Annotated in this window: 21 protein-coding genes; 19 read left to right on the forward strand and 2 right to left on the reverse strand. The window is 61.2% G+C overall.

Features of this window, described 5'->3' with window-relative positions; genetic code table 11:
* The first annotated feature begins 202 nt into the window (after positions 1 to 202).
* From AC3A56_RS13120 to AC3A56_RS13135, 4 genes are all read left to right on the forward strand, one after another.
* Positions 203 to 1,483, forward strand: a complete 1,281-nt coding sequence (locus AC3A56_RS13120) for a tyrosine-type recombinase/integrase (protein WP_082585262.1) — start codon at positions 203 to 205, stop codon at positions 1,481 to 1,483.
* Positions 1,476 to 3,197: a site-specific integrase gene (locus tag AC3A56_RS13125; RefSeq protein ID WP_157599199.1), complete on the forward strand. Its 1,722-nt coding sequence runs from the start codon at positions 1,476 to 1,478 to the stop codon at positions 3,195 to 3,197. Before AC3A56_RS13120 ends, AC3A56_RS13125 begins: the two co-directional genes overlap by 8 nt.
* A 110-nt stretch (positions 3,198 to 3,307) precedes the next feature.
* Complete coding sequence (locus tag AC3A56_RS13130; RefSeq protein WP_157599200.1) at positions 3,308 to 5,278, forward strand: hypothetical protein; 1,971 nt, start codon at positions 3,308 to 3,310, stop codon at positions 5,276 to 5,278.
* A complete protein-coding gene (locus AC3A56_RS13135; protein WP_157599201.1) occupies positions 5,262 to 5,693 on the forward strand; it encodes a hypothetical protein in 432 nt (143 codons plus the stop codon). Before AC3A56_RS13130 ends, AC3A56_RS13135 begins: the two co-directional genes overlap by 17 nt.
* Before the next feature lie 230 nt (positions 5,694 to 5,923).
* Here the strand turns inward: AC3A56_RS13135 and AC3A56_RS13140 are convergent, their stop codons facing one another.
* Positions 5,924 to 6,721: a hypothetical protein gene (locus AC3A56_RS13140; RefSeq protein ID WP_157599202.1), complete on the reverse strand. Its 798-nt coding sequence runs from the start codon at positions 6,719 to 6,721 to the stop codon at positions 5,924 to 5,926.
* 103 nt (positions 6,722 to 6,824) lie between these two features.
* Between AC3A56_RS13140 and AC3A56_RS13145 the strand changes: the two genes are divergently transcribed.
* From AC3A56_RS13145 to AC3A56_RS13200, 12 genes are all read left to right on the forward strand, one after another.
* Positions 6,825 to 8,372 carry an ADP-ribosylglycohydrolase family protein gene (locus AC3A56_RS13145; RefSeq protein WP_082585263.1) on the forward strand — a complete coding sequence of 516 codons (1,548 nt, stop codon included), beginning with the start codon at positions 6,825 to 6,827 and terminating at the stop codon, positions 8,370 to 8,372.
* Between the two features lie 110 nt (positions 8,373 to 8,482).
* Positions 8,483 to 8,800, forward strand: coding sequence for a hypothetical protein (locus AC3A56_RS13150; RefSeq protein ID WP_056716912.1), 318 nt, complete (start codon positions 8,483 to 8,485; stop codon positions 8,798 to 8,800).
* Between the two features lie 579 nt (positions 8,801 to 9,379).
* Positions 9,380 to 11,155, forward strand: a complete 1,776-nt coding sequence (locus AC3A56_RS13155) for a copper resistance system multicopper oxidase (RefSeq protein WP_056716913.1) — start codon at positions 9,380 to 9,382, stop codon at positions 11,153 to 11,155.
* On the forward strand, positions 11,152 to 12,435 hold the full coding sequence (locus tag AC3A56_RS13160) for a copper resistance protein B (protein WP_235580646.1): 1,284 nt from the start codon (positions 11,152 to 11,154) through the stop codon (positions 12,433 to 12,435). The genes AC3A56_RS13155 and AC3A56_RS13160 overlap by 4 nt, the downstream gene beginning before the upstream one ends.
* An 11-nt stretch (positions 12,436 to 12,446) precedes the next feature.
* On the forward strand, positions 12,447 to 13,556 hold the full coding sequence (locus tag AC3A56_RS13165; protein WP_056716915.1) for a c-type cytochrome: 1,110 nt from the start codon (positions 12,447 to 12,449) through the stop codon (positions 13,554 to 13,556).
* 2 nt (positions 13,557 to 13,558) lie between these two features.
* Positions 13,559 to 14,011 (forward strand): DUF411 domain-containing protein, encoded by a 453-nt coding sequence (locus tag AC3A56_RS13170; protein ID WP_056716968.1) that lies wholly within the window; start codon positions 13,559 to 13,561, stop codon positions 14,009 to 14,011.
* A 91-nt stretch (positions 14,012 to 14,102) separates the two neighbouring features.
* Entirely contained in the window at positions 14,103 to 16,145 is a 2,043-nt protein-coding gene (locus tag AC3A56_RS13175) for a DUF4396 domain-containing protein (protein WP_487770628.1), read from the forward strand.
* 13 nt (positions 16,146 to 16,158) lie between these two features.
* Positions 16,159 to 16,620: a hypothetical protein gene (locus tag AC3A56_RS13180; protein WP_157599203.1), complete on the forward strand. Its 462-nt coding sequence runs from the start codon at positions 16,159 to 16,161 to the stop codon at positions 16,618 to 16,620.
* 75 nt (positions 16,621 to 16,695) lie between these two features.
* Positions 16,696 to 17,967 (forward strand): TolC family protein, encoded by a 1,272-nt coding sequence (locus AC3A56_RS13185; protein WP_082585264.1) that lies wholly within the window; start codon positions 16,696 to 16,698, stop codon positions 17,965 to 17,967.
* Positions 17,964 to 19,256 (forward strand): efflux RND transporter periplasmic adaptor subunit, encoded by a 1,293-nt coding sequence (locus AC3A56_RS13190; protein ID WP_056716919.1) that lies wholly within the window; start codon positions 17,964 to 17,966, stop codon positions 19,254 to 19,256. Before AC3A56_RS13185 ends, AC3A56_RS13190 begins: the two co-directional genes overlap by 4 nt.
* A complete protein-coding gene (locus AC3A56_RS13195; protein WP_056716922.1) occupies positions 19,253 to 22,429 on the forward strand; it encodes an efflux RND transporter permease subunit in 3,177 nt (1,058 codons plus the stop codon). The genes AC3A56_RS13190 and AC3A56_RS13195 overlap by 4 nt, the downstream gene beginning before the upstream one ends.
* 3 nt (positions 22,430 to 22,432) lie before the next feature.
* Positions 22,433 to 22,786: a copper-binding protein gene (locus AC3A56_RS13200; RefSeq protein ID WP_056716923.1), complete on the forward strand. Its 354-nt coding sequence runs from the start codon at positions 22,433 to 22,435 to the stop codon at positions 22,784 to 22,786.
* Positions 22,787 to 22,825: 39 nt separating this feature from the next.
* On the opposite strand, the gene AC3A56_RS13205 is transcribed toward AC3A56_RS13200, so the two are convergent.
* Positions 22,826 to 23,224 carry a MerR family DNA-binding protein gene (locus AC3A56_RS13205; protein ID WP_056716926.1) on the reverse strand — a complete coding sequence of 133 codons (399 nt, stop codon included), beginning with the start codon at positions 23,222 to 23,224 and terminating at the stop codon, positions 22,826 to 22,828.
* A gap of 40 nt (positions 23,225 to 23,264) precedes the next feature.
* Between AC3A56_RS13205 and AC3A56_RS13210 the strand changes: the two genes are divergently transcribed.
* Genes AC3A56_RS13210 through AC3A56_RS13220 form a run of 3 tightly spaced genes read left to right on the forward strand, consistent with a single transcriptional unit; the run spans position 23,265 to position 24,124 of the window.
* On the forward strand, positions 23,265 to 23,621 hold the full coding sequence (locus AC3A56_RS13210; protein ID WP_056716929.1) for a mercuric transporter MerT family protein: 357 nt from the start codon (positions 23,265 to 23,267) through the stop codon (positions 23,619 to 23,621).
* Between the two features lie 7 nt (positions 23,622 to 23,628).
* Positions 23,629 to 23,919: a heavy-metal-associated domain-containing protein gene (locus AC3A56_RS13215; protein ID WP_487770629.1), complete on the forward strand. Its 291-nt coding sequence runs from the start codon at positions 23,629 to 23,631 to the stop codon at positions 23,917 to 23,919.
* Positions 23,909 to 24,124, forward strand: a complete 216-nt coding sequence (locus tag AC3A56_RS13220) for a GDCCVxC domain-containing (seleno)protein (RefSeq protein WP_082585265.1) — start codon at positions 23,909 to 23,911, stop codon at positions 24,122 to 24,124. Before AC3A56_RS13215 ends, AC3A56_RS13220 begins: the two co-directional genes overlap by 11 nt.
* Positions 24,125 to 24,132: the final 8 nt, after the last annotated feature.

The raw sequence follows: 24,132 nt of genomic DNA on the forward strand, positions 1-24,132 counted from the left end.
TAGTGTATGGACACTGTGGCTATGACATTGGGCTAGATCTGTGAGCGTTGAATGTCGTGTGGGGCAAGCGGTTAGACCAAGCGGAATGGCAAAGGCTTGCATCCCACCGGCTGCATCGTTGCTATGAAAGTGCAAGGACAGATCGTAGCAGCCGTCGTTTCCCTCAAAGCTGTCACGTCCATTGCGTACCGGCGTGTTTGTCATGGCGCGATGTGAACTCATTACCTTCACGCCGCATTCCCCGGAAGTCGTCGATGGCAAGCTCTCTTGGGTCCCTCTAAAAAGCGGGGCCATGGAGGGCTTGCCCCAGCTTTGCTGGGAAAGTGGCGAGCCATGGCGCGAAGCCAACCTGTGGCTGCTCAGCCGTGCTTATCGACAGAACATCGAGACGGTTCGCTCTAACGCCAAGGCCTTGCACGCTTACGCGCAATGGTTGGAATCGACGGATCCGCCCATTCATTGGTGGGACTTCCCTGCCAAGGAAAAGGACCGCTGCCTGGTTCGTTTCCGAGGGTTCCTCATCAAGCAACGTGAGGCTGGCAACTTAGCTCCTTCGACAGCATCGGCTCGGATGCGTGCAGTGGTGCGGTTTTATCGTTGGGTCTACGCCGAACGTTTGATTACCCCACAGTGGCCGATGTGGCACGAGCGTAACGTCGTCATAAAGCTCGACAGCACGGATTATTTCGAGCGCACAGTCGTCGTGACCACCACAGATTTGGCCATACCGAATCGAAAAAGGAATTCCGCAGGACTCGAAAATGGCGTGATGCCGGTGAGCCCTGAAGAGAGGGATGCGATTCTCACACTCGTCGATGCGCATGGCAGTTTGGAACTTGCGTTGATGCTCCGGCTTGGTTTTTACACGGGGATGCGCCTCGGATCGATCTGCGACCTCAAGGTCAATACCATTCTTCACGCTATCCCAGAACCCTGCGTACCCGACGCCCGGCTGATTTCCATCGGGCCGAACGCTCGGCCACCCGTGCACACCAAGGGTGGAACTTATGGGCACATCACGGTCCCAGGTAAATTGATCGAGGATCTCACGCAATACGCGGCGTCACTCCGACGCCGTGAACGGCAAGCCCTCGCGCAGAGAGATGACAAGTCGCTGCTTTTCTTGACGCGCTTTGGGAACCCGTATGTCAAGCGGCAGGCGAACAAGAGTTCGGCTGTCAATGTGGAAATGCATAAGCTTAGATCGATAGCCCGTGCAGCAGGTGCGAACCTGGCCCACTTTCACTTCCACATGACCCGTGCGACGTTTGCTTGCGAGGTCATGCGCCTGGCTCTCCAGATCGAGGGGATTGATCCGGTGGCGGTGGTCGGTGAGATGTTGTTCCACTCGAGTCGACGTACGACAGAGGCCTACGTGCACTATCTCAAGAAGCAACCAATCAAAGCCGAAGTAGCCAATGAATTCACGAAGGTGTTTCTCGGTTGCATGAAGCGTCCTACCGAAAAGCACGAGCGTGTCTAAGCCATCGATTCCGGAGTTGACGTTTGCCGAGGTGCCGCTCAACCAGGGGGAGGAGCCTTGGGATATGCGCATGTTTCTCTATCGAGGGGCATCAGCATGGCGCAAAGATGCCGTCCGGGCAGCGATCGATGCAGGTGAGTTCGGTTCTCCCATCTCGGAGCGGTTGCCACTGGTGGTCTCCTTGCACGATCAGGTGGCGGCCGGTGTTGCCAAGGGGCATTCTAAGAGGACGTTGGAAAACGTCATGACGGCCCTGCGGGCCTATTTTCGCTACGTGGACGAAGCTGGGCCGGAAGAGCCGACGATCGCCACCGCAGCCAACCTTTACATCGAGTGGATGGAATGGTGCGCACAGCGTGTGGCGACCCACGACCTGAAAGCATCCAGTCAGTATCGCATTGGGGTTACGGCGGGAGCTCCGCTCGCACTCGCCATTGGTAGGACAGACTCGAGCCTTTTTCGCGCCGCGCGACTTGAGCGAAAGGGGCGAAAGAAGGCCATTTACCGAACGTCGGATAAGCAGAACCTTGAAAACACGTTTGCGATGGGGCATGCGTTGCTCGACATCTGCCTGGCCCTCCCAGAAACGGTTATTCGAGGACGACTTCCGATCCTGCTGACGTTCCGTAGCGGTCAAACCTACGAGGAATGGTGCGGATACCGGCGACGATCAGTGGATGAGCTTCTTCAGGGCAAGGTGTCGGGTCGCCTTCGAGTCAGCGCTCGATTTGTCGAGGAACGGCGGCGATGGGAGAGCGATGTAAGCAATCGCCAACGTTCTCCAGCGATCAATGCCCGCTTGGATGCCGAATTGCTGATCTTCATTGCGCAGACCGGCATGAATTTGACACAGGCCTGGAAAATGCAAATGGGCGACTTTCGGTACGAGAGCTTGCGCGATGGCTACGGTGTGAGGCGCTACAAGAACCGCCGACTGGGGGAGGTCGAATTTCATATCTACAGCGAGTATCGGGAACACTTCGATCTCTATCTCAAGTGGCGTGCTGTGGTGTTCGCTGATACCGATAGCGACCTGCTCTTTCCCTACATCAACAAAAAGGGTGAGCCGGCCAGTCATGGCAAGCGAACCTTCAAGGAAATCGAAATGCGCTTGGCGGCCGCACAGGTTAAGCTGGTCCGGCCCCAGTCCTTGCGGCAGACGCGTATCAACTGGATGCTTCGGCGTACGGGTGATCCTGCGCTGACTGCTGAAATGCACGGGCACAGTGTGGAAGTGCTGCACGATGAGTACGAGCGACCTCATCACCAACGTGCTGTCGCGGAGACGACGCGTTTTTGGCACGAAACCGATCCTGCCATTGCCTCGCCAGGGCCTGGCGTGTGTGTCGTGGCTACACCCATGATGCTTCCGGAGTCGCCCGAAGAGGCGCCTAAGCCCGATTGTCGGGCACCCGATGGTTGTCTGTTTTGTGCGCACCAGCGTGACCTGGACACGCTAGATCATGTCTGGTCTCTTGCCTCGTTGCGTCACTTGAAAAGTCTTGAGATGGCGCGCGATGGTTTGTGGATGGCTACGCCTGACAAGCATCCCGCCCACCGGGTCATGGAGCGGATTGCCGAAAAACTTGAGTATTACGCGCATAGCACTTCAGAGCGTGCAGTCTGGGTGGAAGAAGTCGCCCTTCGGATGTCGGAAGGGCGCCATCACAAGCGCTGGGCCGGATGGATTGCGATGGCGGAGTTGACGGTATGAAGGCCCACCAGTTGGGCTCGGAGTATGGTCTCAATATCCGACATCCCACCGTATCCCCGAAAAGCCCGCACTATCGGATCCCTGCGTGGCCACCACCGGATGATTGGCCGGTGGCGGTCGATGCTGATGGTCGGGTCGTCTGCCGGGTGAGTGATTCCGTCTGGAATTTTGCTGTCTACGGTCGCAGTTCCGAGTCCGTGCGCATCAATTTCGCCTCGGGCCGGCTTAAGGTAGACAGAGGACAGGAGGTTCATGTCGACATCGATTCAGTCAATCGGCGTCTTTTCCAGCAAACCATGTGTTGGTTCTTATGGGGGCACCGTCAGCGGCTTAACGCACGGACCGTCGTGGGTTATGCCGCACGGCTTAAGCCAGTTTTTTTACTGTGTGCAAAACACCAGATAGACGCATCCGATCTTTATCGCTTTCCCCGGGTGCTTGATCAGTTGGCGAACACTGTCGCGCCCTCCACGGCCAACGAAGTCCTGACGATGTTGCGCGAACTGTGGACGGTACGCGATGTGCTTGGATTCACGATCCTCGATGAACGAGGCTTGGCTCACTTTGAGGCCGGATTGCCAGAACATCAGGAGCAGCAGACGCCCTATATTCCGCCGCGTATCTGGCTCTATCAGATGCAGCGGCTACGCATATTTTTGGAGGACTTCTGGGCGCATCGGGATGCGATCGTCGCGTTCTTCCGGTATGTGCATGAGGCTTGTCTTGACAATATGGGGTCCGCCGAAGCCCTTTATTCGGAGCCGCTACTGACTCGAAGTCCCTTCAACCGAGAGGCTGACCAACATAAGGGGTGTCGATACCACGGTACCTTCTGGGAGGTGGCTGATCGATTCGGTGTGAGGGGACTGCTAGAACGATGGGCCTTGGATCCTGCCGATGCGGATGTTTCCTGGGCGGCATACGGCCGGCTTCACGTGCTTTCCGGTTATTTTCGGGCCGCCGTCCTTGCGGGCCATAAATATCTGCTGAATTTATCTGGGGTACGCGCCAATGAGGGAGCTGATTTTCGATCCCGTTGCTTTGAAGTCGAGCGAGACCCGACCTATGGTGACCTTTATCTGTTGCGAGGTGAGACCAGCAAAACAGTGAAGGATGACCAGGCGTTGTGGGTCACCTCGCCGTCGGCAAAGTTGGCCGTAGATGTGATGACAACCGTGGCGACCCTGCGTTTGGAATGTGCTCGGAGTAACCCTTACGTCAATCTGCCCGAGGACGAAGTCGCGGACCCATGGTTGCTCAGTCGGCCCAGGGAGCCGTGGTGCTCCTCTGGAAAGGTCAACGGAGCAGGACGCGCATCCGTCAAGTACTACGGATATGGAGATTGGGAAAGTGTATGTCCCGTGCTTTTCGACAAGCGCGAACTAATGATCACGGCCGACGATATCCGGTTGGCTCGCTTGGTGACGCCGACGCTTGATCCCATGCGATATGCAATGGGAATGCTATGGCATTTCCACGATCACCAGTTACGACGTACCACGGCAGTAAATATGTGTGCGTCTAACCTGATCAGTGAGCCTACGCTGCAGTATCAGCTCAAACACATGCGCCGGGCGCAGTCCCTTTACTATGGAAGAGGGTTCACCCGGGTCGCCTTAAATCGGAAGTATGCCGAGGATTTCCTGCGAACTGCTTACGAAATGCTTCGTCGGCAAATCACACTTCTTGCGGATGATCGATATGTCTCGCCGCTCGGTGAGGCGCATAAGATAAATCTCCTGAAGCGCCTTCATTCCGCTGCGGGTGACGAGCCCCTTGGAAAACGCGACATTGGACGAATCCAAAAATTAGTGGCGACCGGCGAGCTGGCTGCGAAGCCGACGCTCTTGGGTCTGTGCCTGAGCCCGGAGCCATGTGAATGGGGTGGCGTGCTTAACCTAATTCATTGTGGGAAGTGCGATCGAGCGTTGGGTGACAAGGCGAAGCTACCTCACGTGTGCGATGTAAGGCAGATGATCAAGGGGCATCTTGAAGCCTCCCCTTCCGATAGTCCTGATCGGGCATCGTTGGAGTTGCAATTGACCTCCGTGGAGACTTTTATTCGTGTCCTACAGTCCTGAGCACAGTGCTGAGCAAAATTTTCGTGCCGCGTTTGATCGACTAAAACGCGGGAAGCCCCAGCGAATGCCCTTGGGCGCGCCCGTCACGCAAAACAACGTGGCGAAGGAGGCAGGCAAAGATACTACGGCCTTGAAGAAGGCTCGCTATCCCGCCCTTGTGCACGATATTCAGATGTGGGTGGCGGAGCACGGTGGAGATAAACCCCAGTCTCGCCGGCAACTGGCGATAGCGCAGCGGAAAAAACGAGGCGACTTGCATGCTCGACAGGCTGAGATCATTGCCCAGAGGGATCTTGCGCTCTCCTTGCTGGTGTCATCCGATGACCAGTTGCTTCATTTGTTGAAAGAGGCGGAGCGAGGACGTGAATCCACTGTCCAGCCGTTGCTGGCCAAAGCAAAAGGAATGAGAGGGTAACCGATCGTGATCACTGTGCGGATCTAACGGACCTCCCGATCATTGTAGAAATCGGAACTATCATGGTTGCTTGGAGACCTTGGCATGCTTCCCCTTGATGGTGTCGAAATGTAGCTTCACCTTATCAAAGATGGTTTTGTAGGCGCAGGAATCTGGAGCTAAGTGTTCAGCCTTTGCTTGCAATTCGCTTGCGCGTCAACCTTATGCGCAGTCGTCCGCACCATCTGCAGTCAATGAATGGTTCGATGCTGCATCATCGAGCTGCGAAGCAGCTCTAGCGAGGGACTCTTCGTGAGGTATTCATCGTCGAGGCGCGTCACCTCATGCGCGAAAATCAACGAGATGGTGCTCATGGCAAGTTCCGCTGGGCGCGTCATGCCGCGGACATTCCAGCGCTCAGCCTTCGCGCGCCCCGAGAAGCTGGCGATCGAGCTGGCAAACACCAAGCCTAGTCGTGCCGATTCCACGCCACCCTGTTGATGGGTCGTGGCAACCGATCGAACCGAGAGATAGATCAGGTACATCACCTGATTGACGCTGAACATTACCAGCGAGTGTCGAAGCGAGTCGATGGCGCAGTAAGTCCATTCGGGGTTGTAACCGGATTTTGACAGCAACCAGCTTGCGTACTGAGCCACCTCGGCGAGCGCCAGATCCTCCCAAAGCGCAAGAAGGGCGGATAGCGACTCATCATCATCGAAGTCGACTTCACTCCATATTTCGTTAGCGATGTCGTGTCGACGTCGACAATCACCGGGTGCCGAGCGGATGCGCCACGCCACACTGTCGAAACCGTACTTCATCCAATCTCGAGACAGCAGCCAATCATCGGCGTGCGCCAAGGAAAGTTCTGGCTCGATGATTCCCAAGGCTTGCAGCGATAGAAGGATGCGATGAGAGAAGTGCTCGTGAGGGGCGAGCTGTCTCTGGAGTGCATCCAGCGGTAGAAGGCGAGTCAATGAGGCATCCGCCGCCACGCGAACAGCAGCGGTGAAGTACAGGCTGGCAGTCAGATCACTCGGGTTCAAGGGTTGCCTTCGTAGCTCGTGATTTGCACCGCTGCGTCAGTGCGATGGATGCGGCAAACCGGCGATACTAAGGAAATCTTAGCTTGCGAGCAAATTTAATTTCATGACTCAGCCCGGAAGTCTGTATATAAGGCGCGATCGTCTTGCCGGTGGCCTATGGGGCCTCTTGATCGGTAACGCCATGGGCGTGCCGTATGCGCACCAAGATGTGGAGGAATTGTCCGCCATCGCGATGACCGACTTCGAACCTCCTACCGGCTTCTTCCGATCCTATGTGGATGTACCCCCACGGACATGGACCATGGAGGGAGCACAGGCATTGTGTTTCCTGCACGCACTTCTCCTCCATGAGCAGTTTGGCCTGGATGATCTGACAGAACGTGTGATCGGCTGGTCAGAGATGGGCCTTTATTCGGTCGACTCCTGCAAGCCGGCAAACGATCCTGACACGGCCGATATGGTCCAGTCGCTATTGAACGTGCCTGCGGGCCACGCTTCACATGACACCGGGCGCGCCGGTGACCGAAGTGCGTTGATCCGTATGCTTCCGCTAGTTCTCTGCCACCTTGGTAGCGAAGCGGAGCTGGTTGCCAAGGCGGTACGATTGTCTTCAACCAAGACAGCGCACCGTTTCGCCAGGACAGCATCCGTGATGTACGCCTTGTGGGCGCGCGCCGAACTGGATGCCAAGCCTGCGCCATGGACTTATGCGGCGGCGCGATTGCGTGAACTCGGCCCAGCGGCGGGGCTAGCTACGACGGATATCGAACAGGTGCTGGATCGTGAGCATGGAACCTACGCGTCTGGTAGCAGTGATGTCATAGATAGCTTGTGGTCAGCACGGGTGGCGATGAATGAAACCGATAGCTATACCGATGCCGTGCGTCGCGCGATTGCTTTCGGAGGCGACACGGATCTCACCGCCGCCGTGACGGGTGGCATCGCCGGGCTCCGATATGGCATGTATGGCATTCCGGATGCGTGGCGCGAACAGCTACGCGGCAAAGAGAAGATAGACGACCGCCTCGTTGTGCTCCTGATTCATGCAACACCGCGCCAAACCGCCTGGATCAGCAAGGCACGCAGCAGTCGCACCGACCCTTTGCGTATCGGGACCATCGATCTGGCGTACGGTGGCAAGATCGGCATCACCTTCTGCCCGGGCAAGAAGCAGCCGTTTGCGGATACGGGGGCGTGGAATCGCAATCTTGACACCGATCTCGACGCCATCAAGGCCTGGGGTGCGACGCATCTGGTGACGCTGATTGCACCTTGGGAGTTTGTCGACCTCGATGTCATCGCACTACCCAAGCGGGCCGAGGCACATGGACTGATCTGGCATCACGCCCCGATTCTGGATGGTCATGCACCTGACATCCTGCCAAAGGGGTTCACCTCAGAGGAGTGGTTCGAGGGCAAGTGGCCGGTCATTCTGCCCCAACTTCATGCAGCACTCGATCGTGGCGAAAGTGTGGTCGTGCATTGTAAAAGCGGTCTGGGGCGTGCTGGCACGGTGGCTGCGCTGTTGCTGGCAAGTCGCGACCCGTCACTGCCATGCGATGAAGTGGTCAAACGTGTACGCGCAGCACGACCGAACGCGATTGAAACAGTTGTTCAGGAGCGTTATCTGGCGAGTCACCTATCGGGATAGGCGGCCTTCCACAGTACTGAGCATAAACGCTCAAATTTCAAACCGCTTTCACATAGCTAGGCGCACCGTTCGTTTGTTGCGTCTGGCAACTTATTGTTGGAGACGGTCACATGAGTATTTCTCGCAAACTACTCGGTTCACTCGCGCTCACACTGGCCATCAGTGGTATCGCTGTGGCCCAAGACAGCACGCCCACCAGCGGCATGGACAAAATGGGTGCCATGCACTCGGACATGAAGGGTATGCACGGCAACATGATGGGTATGCACAAGATGCCGGCGACCGTGACGGCGGCGGATGCGAAAACCGGTGTGGTCGACGTGACGACCGAAGGTATGGCTTTGAAGGTGCATTTCCCACCATCCGCCATGGCCAGCTTGAAAGCGGGTGACAAGATTACGTTGCATATGGGCTTCAGCAAGCCGTGAATCATCTGCACCCCACTCCAGAGTTGAGGGGGCCTGATTGCAAGGGTAAGCTCACCTCATGACCTTCTCGCTACGTCAGCTCGCTCGTTCACGTCGCCTCCGGGCGATGGGCGTGTTGGCGTGGCTGATGTTGGTCATCAACTCATTGGCCGCTGCACCGATGGGCATGACGGGAGTGCCTCATTCCCATGCCATGCACACAACGGTTGCGGCGGTCAGTGAACACTGTCATCACCACGTCGCCGCCAACAAGGCCGCTCGCTCCTGTTGCGACGATCAGGCCGGTTGCTGCGGTGGTATGACCGGTCACAGCTGTAATTGTGCGGCGATGTGCAGTACCACGTTGCCACCCGAACCGGCGGTTGTTTTGGTCTCGTCCGCGATCACCGCCCGTTACGCCATGCCGCTGCCCAGTAGCGCACCCTCGTTGAATACCGCCCCTCCGTTGCGACCACCGGCGGTCTGACTCTCCCTCGTTGTTGATGAGCTTTGCTGGCGATCGTCGTGTGTCGATGATCGCAAGCAATCGGCTGTGATCGGTATCGGCATGATCGATACCGCCTGCCCTGGAGAGAGTCCATGAACCTGTTTTCCCCGCCCCCGGCCGATTTGTCGCGGCGTCGTTTCGTCCAAGGCATCGCCATCGGCGGTGCCGTCGCCGGTCTCGGCCTGTTGCGCCCTTCCAACGCCTGGGCGTTGACGAGTCCCGGCCAGCCCACGGTGCTGAGCGGCACCGACTTCGCGCTGGATATCGCCGAAACCCCGGTCAACTACACCGGTGCCACGCGCCTGGCCACCACCGTCAATGGCGGTATCCCCGGCCCGATCCTGCGCTGGAAGGAAGGCACCACGGTGAACCTGCGCGTGTCTAATCGGCTGCGCGTGCCGACCTCGATCCACTGGCACGGCATCATCCTGCCGTTTCAGGAAGACGGTGTGCCCGGCATCAGTTTCGATGGCATTGCGCCCGGTGAAACCTTCCTCTACCAGTTCAAGGTGCGCCAGTCTGGCACGTACTGGTACCACTCGCATTCGGGCTTTCAGGAGCAGACCGGTATGTACGGTCCGCTGGTGATCGAACCCGCAGGTCCCGATCGTCATCCCACCGATCGCGACTACGTCGTGATGCTCAACGACTGGACCGACGAAAATCCCGAACGGATTTTCGCCAAGCTCAAGAAGCAGAGCGACTACTACAACTTTGCCCAGCCCACCGTGCCGGATTTCTTCCGCGACGTGCGCGAAAAAGGCCTGAGCCAGGCGCTGGCCATGCGCAAGATGTGGAATGAGATGCGCATGAATCCGACCGATTTTGGCGACGTCTCCGGTTACACCTATACCTACCTGATGAACGGTGCGGCCCCAGCCGGCAACTGGACGGGCATCTTCAAACCCGGGGAGAAGATCCGACTGCGTTTCATCAATGGCTCGGCGCAGACGATTTTCGACGTGCGCATTCCGGGCCTGAAGATGACGGTGATCTCGGCCGATGGCCAGGACGTCGACCCGGTGTCGGTCGACGAATTTCGCATCTCGGTGGCCGAAACCTACGACGTGATCGTCGAGCCGCAGGACGAGCGCGCCTACACGCTGTTCGCCCAGTCGATCGACCGCACCGGTTATGCCCGCGGCACCCTGGCACCACGCGCGGGGATGGAGGCGGAGGTGCCCAAGCCCGATCCCATTCAGTGGTTGGCCATGCAGGACATGATGGGCGCGATGGCGATGGGTGATGCCGGTCACGGCGGCATGCAAGGGATGTCGGGCATGAGCGGCATGCAGGGCATGGCCGGCATGGATCATGGTGCGATGCCGGGCATGGCGCCCGCTGCTCCGGTGGTGCGCCATGCGCGCACCGAATACGGCCCTGGTGTGGACATGCACGTGGACATGCCACGCACCAATCTCGACGATCCAGGCATCGGCCTGCGCGACAACGGCCGCCGCGTGCTGACCTACGCCGACCTTCACACCATCGGCGGCCCGATCGATGCGCGCGAGCCCAGCCGCGAGATCGAGCTGCACCTGACCGGCAACATGGAGCGCTTCATCTGGTCGTTCGACGGCGTGAAGTTCTCCGATGCCAAGCCGGTGCATTTCAACAGTGGCGAACGCCTGCGCATCGTGCTGGTCAACGACACGATGATGAATCATCCGATCCACCTGCATGGCATGTGGAGCGAGATGGAAAATCCGCAAGGCCAGTTCCAGGTACGCAAGCACACCATCAACGTGCAGCCGGCGCAGCGCATCACCTATGCGGTGTCGGCCGACAACCCGGGCCGCTGGGCGTACCACTGCCACCTGCTGTATCACATGGAAGCGGGCATGTTCCGCGAGGTGGTGGTGTCATGAAAGTGAATCGTCGTAACACCTCAACCGCTCCGCACCGTTCGGTATTGCTGGCTGCAGTGCTACTGGCTTTGCCGATGGCCGCTACGGCGCAGACCGCGCCCGCGTCCAGCAGCACATCGTCGATGGACATGAGTTCGATGCCGGGCATGGATCACGGCAGCATGGCTGGTATGACGATGCCGGCTCCCGCAAGTAGCGCTGCCAAACCGGCCACGAAAGCGCCCGCCAAGAAAGCCAAGAAGAAACCCGTCTCTGTTCCCCCGACACCGGCTTCCCACGCCATGGACGACATGAAGGGCATGGATCACGGCGCGATGCCGGGCATGGACCACAGCACGATGTCGGACATGTCGATGCCCGCCAAGCCCGCCGCATCGGCAGCCCCCGCCGGCGACATGTCGGGGATGGATCATTCATCAATGCCCGGCATGAGTCCGCAGGCGATGCAAGGGATGGATCACAGCGGCATGGCCGGGATGGATCACGGTGCGATGCCCCCAAAGGGACAAGGCGACATGACCGGCATGGGCGCGATGCCTGGCATGACGATGGGCCCCATGCAGGGCGGTAGTCCGCCACCTAACGCACGGAGCCCCGACTACTCCGATGGCATCGGCTACGGTTCCATGAAGGGCATGGACATGGCTGACAACGCGTCGTTGGGCATGCTTTTGATCGATCAGCTGGAAGCTTTCCACGGTCGCGATGCCAATGGTCAGAGCTGGGAAGCCCAAGGCTGGTACGGCAACGACGAGAACAAGCTGTGGGTACGCACCGAGGGTGAGCGTAGCCGCGGCAAGCTGGAAGATGGCGACCTCGAAGCGTTTTGGAACCACAATGTCGCCACGTTCTGGAGTACTCAGCTGGGCGTACGCCAAGAACTCGGTGAGGGGCCGAACCGCAGCTGGGCGGCATTCGGTGTGCAGGGACTGGCACCGTACTGGTTTGAAATGGAAGCGACCGGCTATGTCGGTGCCTCGGGACGCACCGCCGCGCGCCTGCGTGCCGAGTACGAACTGTTGTTCACCCAGCGCCTGATCCTGCAGCCGGAAGCGGAAATCAACCTCTACGGCAAGAACGATCCGCAACGCCGGATCGGTAGCGGCGTGTCCGACATTCAGTTTGGCTTGCGTCTGCGCTACGAGATCCGCCGACAATTCGCGCCCTATATCGGCGTGAACTGGGTGCGCCGCATCGGCACGACGGCCGACTACGCCAGGCAGGATCATCAACCCGTTCTCGACCGGCAGATCGTGGCCGGCGTTCGCATCTGGTTTTAAGGGGAAACATCATGAAACAGCACATCAAGCATCACAGCATCACCGTTGCCGTCGTCCTGGGTGTTCTTGCCATCGGTGCAGGCGCGTTCGTGTATTCCGGCATCTACAACATCGGTGCCGACGACCACCACACCAAGCCGGTTTTTGCGGTCTTGCAGACCCTGCGCGAGCGCTCCATCCACGTGCGCTCGGAAGACCTCACGATGCCGGACCTCAACGACCCGCAGCTGATCCTGAAAGGGGCCGGCCAGTACGCGGCGATGTGCACCCAGTGTCATCTCAAGCCTGGCATGAAGGATTCGGAGCTTCGTCCCGGCCTGTACCCACAGCCGCCCAACCTGTCACAGACGCGCGTCGACCCGAAGGATGCATTCTGGATCATCAAGCACGGCATCAAGATGAGCGCGATGCCAGCCTGGGGCGGCAGCCACGACGACCCCACCATCTGGAGCATGGTCGCCTTCCTGCAGAAGCTGCCGGGCATGACGCCGGCGCAATACAAGGACATCGTCGCGAAGGCACCACCGGATGAAGACATGGATATGGACGAAGACAGTGGCCACAGCCACGGCGGTGCGGCCGACGAGGACACCCATGGTGCTGCCGACATGAAGGAGATGGTCATGTCCAGTGAAGCTGGCCATAGCCACGACGCTGCCGCGAAAGACGGCCACGATCATGCGGCGGCCACCGCGCCTGTGGCCGAAGCCCCGTTGTCGCTGGACGGCATGAAGCCGAAGGCGGTACCCGAGGCCGAGGCCGTGGCGCAGGCGTTCCACACGGCGTTGCAGCATGGCGACCGTGCAGCAGTGCTCGCGCTATTGGCGCCCAACGTCACCATCAGTGAAGACGGCCATACCCAGACGCGCGATGACTACGCAAACGGCCATCTCGGCGAGGACATTGCGTTTCTGAAGAGTGCCCAGATTACCCCGGTCTCGTTGGGTTCGATGCCCATGGGCGACACCGCCATGGTCGGCAGCGAAAGCGACATCAAGGTCACGATCAAGGACAAGCCGACCACGCTGCGCAGTCGCGAATTGCTCAATCTCAAACAGGACGGCAAGAACTGGAAAATCGTGTCCATCCAGTGGCAGTCCGCACCGGTATCGGGAGAATGACCATGAGGCGATGGCTTTCCCGCTTGGGCAGTGTCGCCCTGTTTGCCGCCGCATTCTCACCCGTAGCGATGGCAGCGAATGCGATCGATGTCTACCGCGATCCCTCGTGCGGCTGTTGCGGCGCTTGGATTTCCTATCTGCGCACGCAGGGCTACACCGTCACCGTGCATGAAGATCAGTCGATGATGGTGGTCAAGACGCGGTTGGGCGTGCCTGCCGATGCCGCGTCCTGCCATACGGCGCTGATCGGCGGTTACGTTATCGAAGGGCATGTTCCGGTGGAAGACATCCGCCGGCTGCTCGCCGAACATCCGGACGCCCGAGGCTTGGCAGCACCGGGTATGCCGATGGGTTCGCCCGGCATGGAGATGAGTGCGCCGGAGCGCTATGACGTGGTGTTGATTGGCCGGGATGGATCCTCTCGCGTCTTTGCCGCCCACGGCCCGAAGGCGTAATCGTCGTGGCCGGTGGACGCACTGTTCGTTCGTGCGCCGGCCACGATCGCACAGCATGTGCCCCTGACATCCAAGCATGGTTCGGAGAGTGATGATGTTCCTGCAGCCGATCGATATTTTTGTCTACGCCTGGCTTGCCATCGCGGTGCTCTCGGCGATCTATGTGGCGTGGGATCAGTTCCGCGGTAATCCCGAACCCACGGTGATGAAGTGGGGCTTCGTGCTGATCACGCTGTACATGGGGCCGATCGGCTTGCTGCTCTACGTGATGGCGGACAAGGAGCCAGCGCCGGGTACGCATGAAGCGTTCGTGCAGCCACTGTGGAAACAGGGTGTGGGCTCGGCCGTGCACTGTGTCGCCGGTGACGCGACCGGCATCATTCTCGCCGCGGTGGTGGTTTCCGTGATCGGCCTGCCGATGTGGGCCGATCTGATCGTCGAATACGCCGCCGGCTTCCTGTTTGGCCTGCTGATTTTCCAGTCGCTGTTCATGCGCAAGATGATGGGCGGCTCGTATCTGGAAAACGTACGCAAGTCGTTCATGCCCGAATTCATTTCGATGAACGCGATGATGGCGGGCATGGCACCGGTCATGGTGCTGCTGATGATGGGGCGCGACATGCGTGCGATGTGGCCGGGCGAGCCGCTGTTCTGGTTCGTGATGTCGCTCGGCGTCACGGCCGGATATGCAGTGACCTATCCGGTCAACGTGTGGCTGGTATCGCGCGGCATGAAGCACGGACTGATGACGGTGCGCGACGATGCCCCTGCCCAACACGATGCACCATCTCAGGCAGCGAAGAACGCATCGCACGATCATGGCGCGATGGCGTCGATGCCCGCCGGTCACGCGATGCCGGCGGACACCGGAATGGGTGACGGCAAGCACGACGCGTCCGCCGGCCACGGCATGCACGGCGGCGGCAAGACGCCCACACGCGCGCAGCTCGTGGCGGTCACTGCTTTCACCAGCCTGATGCTGATCGCCGGCATGACCTTGCCCTCCGCCTTCGTCAACATGCGGCTGTCCGCGCACGAGGTCGGCAAACTGATCATGCCGCCGGGGATGATCACCACGCAGGAAACCCCGGCCGCGACCATGCGCGACATGGCCGGCATTGATCCACGCGAAAGCGTGTATACCGCACCCGTCGCTGCCCAGGGCGACCAACTGCTGCCGCCGCAGATCGTCGACGGGGTGAAGGTCTTCCACTTCGATCTCGAAGTGATCCAGTGGAGCATCCTCGCCGATCGGCCGGTGAACGCCTATGCAGTCAACCGCCAGGTGCCCGGCCCGCGCATCGAACTGGAGCAAGGAGATCACGTGCGCTTCGTGGTCACAAATCATCTGCCCGAATCCACCACGCTGCATTGGCATGGATTGATCGTGCCCAACGCGATGGACGGCCCGGCCGTCGTCACACAGAAGCCGATCGCCCCCGGTGCGACCTACACTTACGACTATGTGGTGCCCCAAGTCGGCACGTATTTCTATCACTCGCACGATCATCCGGATCGCCAGCAAAGCCTGGGCCTCTACGGCGCACTCATCGTACGACCCACGCACAATCCGGACAATCTCAAGCGCCTGGCCGCATTGCATCTGCCACCGGAAGAGGTAACGGCGGCGGCCGATCCGGCGAAAGAAGTGAAAGCCGATCACGAATACACCCTGCTGCTACAGGAATGGCTGGCCCGTGACGGCATCACCTATCCGGCGATGAACATGGAAGGCGGACTACCCAACTACTTCACGATCAACGGCAAGGCGTACCCGTCGACCGATACGGTAAAAATGCGCGTGGGCGAAACGATCAAGATCCGCTTCATCGGCAGCAACACCAATTTCGTGCATCCGATGCATATCCACGGCGGCCCCTTCACCGTGGTGGCCCGTGACGGCGTGGATCTACCCAAGGATGCGCAGTTCCAGGCGGATACCGTGAACGTCGGTCCCGGCCAGCGCTACGACGTGATCTGGACGGCGCGCAAACCGGGCCGCTGGCTGGTGCACTGCCATATTCCGCACCACACGACCAACAACAACCAGGAGCAGCAAGGCGGCGGCGGATTGATGATGGTGCTCGACGTGCTCGACGCCAACGGGCATTCGCTGCCGATGCCGGCGCAGTAAGATCATCACCCTCATGACCCGCATCCCTCATCCGACATTGATGCCACGCCGTTGGCGCTTGCGCGACATTCGTCGCGCACGCCTGACGCGCTGGCTGCTGCTCGGCAGTGTGTTGTTCATGATGGGCTTGCAATCGGCCCTGGCTGCCTACGCGTGCACGATGCCGTCGGGCATGATGGGCCCGGCCATGGCCATGAGTACATCCGCCCGGGATGCTTCCATGGCCACCACGTGCCCAGAGATGCAACACGCCCCGGCCGATCGGTTGTTGTGTGCCAAGCACTGCGCCTCCGACGCCTCTGCGCCGACCGATGCCCGTCCACTGTCGGTGCCGCCCAATGTGCTGACCGCGTTGCCGCCGGTGTTGCCCGTAATGGCCATGCAAACACAGGCCACGGCGGAGCCCGAGCGGCGTTACCAACTGCGTGCGCCTCCGCCATCGGCCACCTTGTTGTTCTGCTCTCTCCTGATCTAGCGCACCACGGGTTCGACCGCGGTGTCGTCGCGCCCATTCGGGCCGATGCAAGCTAGATCATGGGAGTGCTCCATCATGGGTTTCCTTTCTTTCGCCCGGTGCTATGCGCCGGGTCTGGCCATCGTCCTGGGTTGGACGGTGGCGACGGCGGTGTACGCGGCCGATCGGCCGCTGACGCTTGAAGCCGCGGTGCAGCGCGGTGTGACGCAGGCGCCGTTGTTGACCGCTCGTGACGCTGATATCGATGCGATGCGTGAAGAAGCTGCTCGGGCCGGGCGACTTCCCGATCCGTCGCTGACATTCGGCGTGTCCAACTACCCCGTGACCGATCCGGGCGCTTTCAGCTTGCGCTCGGACACGATGACCATGCGCACCGTCGGGGTGATGCAGACGATTCCCTCGCGCGCAGCGCGCGACGCCGAACGTGGTCTGGCCACTGCGCAGATCGATGCCGCCGAAGCCGATCGCGCAGGCACGGCGCAAACGGTGCAGGAACGCATCGCCGATGCCTGGATCGACCTATGGGCGATCCAGCAGAAGCGCGCGCTGCTGGCCGAGTTGCATGCTGAGAGTGGCTTGGCCGTGCAGATCGCGCAGGCGCGATTGCGTGGTGGTGACGGCAGCGCGACCGATGCGCTGGCCGCCCGAGCCGAGGCCGCGACCTTGGACAATCGTCTGGAGGCCGTCGATGCGGAGCTCGCCGCCGCTCAGGCAGGTTTGCAGCGCTGGCTTGGCCCGAGCGTTACCAAACTGGCTGAAGCACCGGACTTTGGTCAATTGCCGGTCACGGCGGATCGCCTGGAACAGCACATCGATCAGCAAGCGCCGATGCAGGCGTGGCAGGCGCGCGAACAGGTCGCGCAAGCGGCGCTCGATCAGGCGCGTGCGGCCAAACATCCGGACTGGAGCGTGGAGGCCAGCTACGGCAAACGGGCACCGGGCTTGTCCGACATGGTGATGTTGCAGGTGGGCGTGAGCCTGCCGCTGTTCACCCGCAACCGGCAGGATCGCGGCATCAGCGCGAAACAGGCGCAATGGGACGCCGTGCAGGCGGCGCATGAAGACGCCCGTCGCGCGCAGGTGGAGGCAGTGACACGCGCGGTCGCGACATGGCAGGGATGGAACCGACAAATCCAGCGCTACCAGGAAACCTTGCTACCACTGGATCGGGATCGCGCCACCACGGCGCTGGCTGGCTACCGCGGTGGCGGCCTGTTGCAGCCATGGCTGGATGCCCGTCGCGACGAGATTGAATTGCGTCTGAGTTATGCCGATGCGCTGGCCGCCCGCGCCCGGTTATGGGCCTCGCTGGCTTATTTGTTGCCGACCTCGGAGACGACGCCATGAAGCGTGCATTGATGATCCTAGCCGGTCTATTGCTGGCAGCTCTTTTGCTTTTGGTCGGGTACTTCAGCGGTCGTCGACACCCGCCAACGTCGTCCGCTCAGACAGCGTCCGCCGTGGCTGCTGCCCATGGCGGCGACAAAAAAGTTCTGTACTGGTACGACACGATGGTGCCCCAGCAGCATTTCGACAAACCGGGGCTGTCGCCAATGGGCATGCAGATGGTGCCTAAGTATGCCGACGAAGGCGGGGCCAAGGATGTCGTCCGGATCGACCCAGCGACGGTGCAGAATCTGGGGGTGCGCACGGCACCGGTCGAGCGCCGCGTGCTGGCGTCAGCCATCCGGGTGCCGGGCACCATCACCTGGGATCTGCGCCAAGCCATTACCATCAGCGCACGCGTCGATGCGGTGGTGAGCAAGCTGGACGTGCGCGCACCGTATACCGTGGTCAAAGCAGGTGAGCCGCTGGCTGAGCTGTTGGCCCCCCAATGGAGCAGTGCATTAGCCGAATACGACGCGCTTCAGCATGCGCAGTCGGCCGACGCGAAAGACCTTCGCGCGGCTTCGCGGGAACGCCTGCAGGTACTGGGCCTGACGCCCGCAAATATTCAGTCGTCGCGTCATGGCGTGGGTGCGGCGATCACGCTGCATGCGCCGCAAGCGGGCGTTGTCACCACACTGGATGTACGCGAGGGCCAACGCGTCAGTGCGGGCCAGACCCTGATGACCGTGAATGGCCTGTCCACCGTGTGGATCGAGGCAGCGCTGCCGCAGGCGGCAGCCGGTGCGGTGCGCAGTGGCACGCCAGTCACCGTCACGGTCGATGCGCTGCCGGGCCGATCGTTTCACGGCACCGTGGAAACCTTGCTGCCGGATGTGGATGCGATGACGCGCACCCAGCGTGCCCGCATCGTGCTCGCCAATGCCGACGGTGCCCTGAGTCCGGGCATGTTCGCCACCGTGCAACTCAATCCGACTCCCGACGCGGCTGTGCCGGTGGTGCCGGACGACGCGCTGATCGCGACGGGGAACCATACGCGAGTCATTCTCGCCGAAGGGGATGGTCACTTCCGTGCCGTGTCGGTGCGTACCGGGCGCGCGGCCGGCGGCTATACGGAAATTCTCGCCGGCCTCCATGGGGGCGAGAAAGTCGTGATCTCCGGTCAGTTCCTGATCGATTCGGAGGCGAGTCTGTCCGGTGCGCTGGAACGCCTGAATGACGCCGCCGCCAAACCGGCATCGGCGGCGAGTGCGTCGATGCCGGGCATGCCGATGGGAGGCAAACCATGATCGCCGCCCTGATCCGCGCGGCGATAGCGCATCGCGTGTTCGTATTGCTAGCCGCGCTGGCACTGGCGGCGGTTGGCGTGTTTTCCGCACTGCATACGTCGGTCGACGCACTGCCCGATCTATCCGACACCCAGGTGATCATCCGCACCAGCTACCCGGGTCAGTCGCCCCAGGTGGTCGAGGACCAGGTCACCTATCCGCTGGCCACCACCATGCTGTCGGTACCCGGCGCGACGACCGTGCGCGCCTTTTCGTTCTTCGGCGATTCGTACGTCGACGTGCTGTTCGACGACAGCACCGATCTGTATTGGGCGCGTTCGCGTGTGCTGGAATATCTGAGCCAGGCGCGCGATCGCCTGCCGGCCGACGTGACGCCCGCCCTCGGTCCTGACGCGACGGGACTCGGCTGGATTTACGAATACGCCCTGATCGACCGCACCGGCCAGCACGACCTTGGTCAGTTACGTGCGCTGCAGGACTGGTTCCTGCGCTATCAGCTCAAGACGGTGCCGAATGTCGCCGAGGTGGCCACCCTGGGTGGTATGGAGCGCGCGTGGCAGATCGTGCCTGATCCGCAGGCGCTGGCGGCGCGCGGCCTCACCGTGACGCAGCTGGTCGATGCCATCCGCAGTGCGAACGGCGCCAACGGCGGGTCGGTGATCGAACAGGGCGAAGCGGAACTGATGGTGCGCAGCGAAGGCTATCTGAAGAGCCGCGCGGATTTCGAAAATGTGCCCATCACCACCAACGCCGGCGGCGTGCCGGTGCTGCTGCGCGACGTGGCGACGGTGCGGCGCGGCCCCACGTTCCGCCGTGGCCTCGCCGAGCTGGACGGTCAAGGTGAAGTGGTCGGCGGCATCATCGTGATGCGCACGGGCAAGAACGCCAAGACCACCATCGCCGCGGTGAAGACGCGACTGGCGGAACTGCAACGCAGCCTGCCGGCCGGTGTCGAGATCGTGCCGACTTACGATCGCTCCCGGCTGATCGATGCGGCCGTGGAGAACCTGTGGGGCAAGCTGCTGGAAGAGTTCCTGATCGTCGCCTTGGTCTGTGTACTGTTTCTCGGCCATCTGCGCTCGGCGCTGGTCGCGGTGATCACCTTACCGTTGGGCGTGCTGACTGCGTTCATCGTGATGAACCTGCAAGGGGTGTCGGCGAACCTGATGTCGCTCGGCGGTATCGCGATTGCGATCGGTGCGATGGTCGATGCGGCGATCGTGATGATCGAGAACACCCACAAGCATCTGGAGCATTGGCGCGAGGCGCACGACGGCGAGGATCCGCAGGGGGCCGAACGCTGGTCGCTGATTGCCGAGTCCACCGCCGAGGTGGGACCGGCGCTGTTCGTGAGCCTGTTGGTGATCGCGCTGTCGTTTGTGCCGGTGTTTGGGCTGCAAGGCCAGGAAGGCAAGCTGTTCAAGCCGCTGGCGTTCACCAAGACCTACTCGATGGCCGCAGCGGCGGGACTGGCCGTGACGCTGGTGCCGGTGCTGATGGGTTATCTGGTGCGCGGACGCATCCGTGCCGAGCGCGCCAACCCACTCAACCGGGGCTTGATGCATGGCTATCGGCCGGTCCTTGAAGCGGTGCTGCGCTATCCCAAAGCCACCTTGTTGCTGGCCGGTGTGCTGTTGCTCACTGCCATCGTGCCGCTGACCCGACTCGGCAGCGAGTTCATGCCGGCGATGGATGAAGGCACGCTGCTGTATATGCCGACCGCCTTGCCGGGTTTGTCCGCCGGTAAAGCCTCGCAACTGTTGCAGCTGACCGATCGCATGATCAAGACCGTGCCCGAGGTCGCGCATGTGTTCGGCAAGGCGGGACGCGCCGACACCGCCACCGATCCGGCACCGCTGGAGATGTTCGAGACCACGATCACCTTCAAGCCGAAGGATGAGTGGCGGCCGGGCATGACGATGGACAAGATCAAAGCTGAGCTGGACAAGGCGGTGCACGTACCGGGGCTCACGAACCTGTTCGTGCCGCCGATCCGCAATCGCATCGACATGCTCTCCACCGGCATCAAGAGCCCGATCGGCATCAAGGTCCTGGGCACCGATCTGGCGACCCTGCAAACCTTGGCCGACCGCATCGAGACGGTGGCGAAGACCGTGCCCGGCGTCAGCTCGGCGATTGCCGAGCGTCCGACCAGCGGTCGCTACGTCGATGTGCACATTCGTCGTGATGACGCGGCACGTTATGGGCTGTCCCAACAGCAGCTGCAGCAGTTGATCGCGACCGTGGTTGGCGGTGATCCGATCGACCAGACGATCGAAGGGCGCGAGCGTTATCCAATCGTGGTGCGCTACCCGCGTGCCGAGCGTGATTCGGTGGAAGCGCTGCGGCAGTTGCCGATCGTCGCTGCCAACGGCGCCCAGCTCACGCTGAGTCAGGTGGCTGACATCACCGTGGTGGCAGGGCCGTCGATGCTGAAAAGCGAGGACGGTCAGTTGGCGACCTATGTCTACGTCGACACGGCAAGCAGCAACCTCGGCGGTGTGGTCGCGGATCTGCAGCGTGCGGTGGCACAGCAGGTCACCTTGCCACCGGGTACCACCGTGGCCTGGTCCGGTCAGTTTGAATATCTGGCCAGTGCCATGCAGCGCCTCAAGCTGGTGGTGCCGATCGCGCTGGTGATCATCTTTCTGCTGATCTACGCCGTGTTCCGACGCGTGAGCGAAGCGGCGCTGATCATGGCCAGTGTGCCGCTGGCACTGGTCGGCGGCCTGTGGCTGATCTGGTTGCTCGGCCACGCGGTGTCGGTGGCCACGATCATCGGCTTCATCGCGCTGGCCGGCGTCGCCGCCGAGTTCGGCGTGGTGATGTTGTTGTATCTGCGCCATGCCTGGGATCGGCAGCTCGCGCGCGATCCGCAGGCCGGTTTCGACGCACTGGATGAAGCCATTCGCCAAGGGGCCGTGCAGCGTGTGCGCCCCCTGGCAATGACCGTCGCGGTGATCCTCGCCGGCCTGTTTCCGATCCTGCTCGGCCACGGTGCCGGCTCGGAAGTGATGCAGCGCATCGCGGCCCCCATGATCGGCGGCATGCTCACCGCCCCGTTGTTGACCATGCTCGCCCTGCCTGCCGCGTTCCGCCTGCTGGTTCGTTATCGCTTGCGCAAAGCCCGCGAGGCAGAGACCTCACTTCACTCCAACCCACAAGGAAACTGACGTATGAAAAAGCACCTCCTTACCTTCGCGCTCACCGGTGCGCTGCTCCCCGCTTCCAGCGTGGTCGCCGCCCAGAAGATGGATCCGAACATGCCTGGCATGACCGGCATGCAGCACGACGCCAAACCGGCTGACGCGCAAGGCACTGGCATCGTCAAGGCAATCGACACAGTCAAGAACACCATCACGCTGCAGCACGAGGCGATCACCGCCATTGGCTGGCCGGCCATGACCATGCCGTTCAAGGTGGCGTCACCCGACCTATTGAAGCACGTGAAAGTCGGCGACGAGGTGCAATTCACCCTGCATCCGGCGGGCATGGCCAGCACGGTGACGTCGATCACGCCTGCGCAGTAGTAAGCGGATGCGCGTGTGCCTGTGCGAGCAGGCGCACGCCTATGCCTGCCGAAGGAAATCCAGTGTCGGGCAGTGACCGCCACGCGGAACCTGCGCGCAGTCGGCGGCGAGCTGCACGAGTTCCGCCTCCAACCGCCGCAGGTCCTCCAGCTTGCGGCGCACATCGAAAAGCTTGTGCTCGGTCAGTCGGCGTGTCTGCGCGCAGGCCCGCTTGCCCTTGAGCTGCAGCAGTCCGGCGATCTCCTCCAGCGTGAAGCCCATGGTCTTGGCGCGACGGATGAACTGCAGGCGCATCACGTCCGTCTGCCCGTAGCGACGCACGCCGCCCAGAGGCCGCTCGGGCTCATGCAACAGGCCCACACGCTGGTAATAGCGCACCGTCTCGACGTGCACGTCAGCGGCCAAAGCCAACCGACCGATAGTGAGCGCAGAAGTCATGCTTGACTCCGTAGTTGGGTACGGAAGTTAGTATGCACCCATGACTACGCTCCCGGCCAAATCGTCGCTGCCCGCCATGATCGTTGCGCTGCTCGCGGCGATCGGTGCATCGGTGTGTTGCGTGGTACCGCTGGCACTGGTGCTGCTGGGCATCAGTGGCGCGTGGATTGCCCATCTCACGGCGCTCGATCCCTGGCGTCCCTGGTTCATCGCGGCCACGTTGCTTTGCCTTGGTCTCGCGTTCTGGACGCTGTATGGACCATCGTCGCGTTGCCGCACCGAGGGCGTCTGCATCGACCCCGCCATTTTGCGTCGGCGCCGATTCTGGCTGTGGACAGCCACGGTACTGATCGCGCTTCTGTTGCTGTTTCCCTATCTCATCGGTTGGTTTTTGTAGGAGACGAATGATGCGTCCGTGGCTATTCGCTGTAATCGCCTTCCTGTGGCTGGGCATGGCTCATGCGGCAACACCCACAACGGCCGTGCTGCATGCGGCGAACATGACGTGCCCGACCTGTAGCGTGACGATTGAGAAGGCCTTGAGCCGTATACCGGGTGTCACGAGCACGAAGGTCGATCTCAAGGCTGAGACAGTCACCGTGGGGTTCGATGCCGATCGTGCCACTGTCTCAACACTGGCGCGCACCATTACCGAAGCAGGCTTCCCGGCCACGGCGAAAGCCTATGGCGGTTGAGCCCATCCTGCAGAGCACGCTGACCTGTCCACAGTGCGGACATCAGGTCACCGAGACCATGCCTACCGATGCCTGCCAGTTCTTTTACGACTGCACAGGTTGCGGCGAGCTGCTCCGGCCGAAAGCGGGTGACTGCTGCGTGTTCTGCTCGTATGGCGACGTGCCATGTCCGCCGGTGCAGCAGCAGGCGCGATGCTGCGGATAGTCAGGCCT

The sequence above is a fragment of the Rhodanobacter sp. Soil_C_14 genome, from assembly GCF_057657335.1.

Coding starts and splice junctions, on each gene's coding strand:
- AC3A56_RS13120 (WP_082585262.1), top strand. CDS start 203: ATGGCGCGATGTGAACTCATTACCTTCACGCCGCATTCCCCGGAAGTC.
- AC3A56_RS13220 (WP_082585265.1), top strand. CDS start 23,909: ATGGCGGTTGAGCCCATCCTGCAGAGCACGCTGACCTGTCCACAGTGC.
- AC3A56_RS13215 (WP_487770629.1), top strand. CDS start 23,629: ATGATGCGTCCGTGGCTATTCGCTGTAATCGCCTTCCTGTGGCTGGGC.
- AC3A56_RS13165 (WP_056716915.1), top strand. CDS start 12,447: ATGAAACAGCACATCAAGCATCACAGCATCACCGTTGCCGTCGTCCTG.
- AC3A56_RS13200 (WP_056716923.1), top strand. CDS start 22,433: ATGAAAAAGCACCTCCTTACCTTCGCGCTCACCGGTGCGCTGCTCCCC.
- AC3A56_RS13155 (WP_056716913.1), top strand. CDS start 9,380: ATGAACCTGTTTTCCCCGCCCCCGGCCGATTTGTCGCGGCGTCGTTTC.
- AC3A56_RS13190 (WP_056716919.1), top strand. CDS start 17,964: ATGAAGCGTGCATTGATGATCCTAGCCGGTCTATTGCTGGCAGCTCTT.
- AC3A56_RS13175 (WP_487770628.1), top strand. CDS start 14,103: ATGATGTTCCTGCAGCCGATCGATATTTTTGTCTACGCCTGGCTTGCC.
- AC3A56_RS13160 (WP_235580646.1), top strand. CDS start 11,152: ATGAAAGTGAATCGTCGTAACACCTCAACCGCTCCGCACCGTTCGGTA.
- AC3A56_RS13195 (WP_056716922.1), top strand. CDS start 19,253: ATGATCGCCGCCCTGATCCGCGCGGCGATAGCGCATCGCGTGTTCGTA.
- AC3A56_RS13145 (WP_082585263.1), top strand. CDS start 6,825: ATGACTCAGCCCGGAAGTCTGTATATAAGGCGCGATCGTCTTGCCGGT.
- AC3A56_RS13150 (WP_056716912.1), top strand. CDS start 8,483: ATGAGTATTTCTCGCAAACTACTCGGTTCACTCGCGCTCACACTGGCC.
- AC3A56_RS13205 (WP_056716926.1), bottom strand. CDS start 23,224: ATGACTTCTGCGCTCACTATCGGTCGGTTGGCTTTGGCCGCTGACGTG.
- AC3A56_RS13170 (WP_056716968.1), top strand. CDS start 13,559: ATGAGGCGATGGCTTTCCCGCTTGGGCAGTGTCGCCCTGTTTGCCGCC.
- AC3A56_RS13210 (WP_056716929.1), top strand. CDS start 23,265: ATGACTACGCTCCCGGCCAAATCGTCGCTGCCCGCCATGATCGTTGCG.
- AC3A56_RS13185 (WP_082585264.1), top strand. CDS start 16,696: ATGGGTTTCCTTTCTTTCGCCCGGTGCTATGCGCCGGGTCTGGCCATC.
- AC3A56_RS13180 (WP_157599203.1), top strand. CDS start 16,159: ATGACCCGCATCCCTCATCCGACATTGATGCCACGCCGTTGGCGCTTG.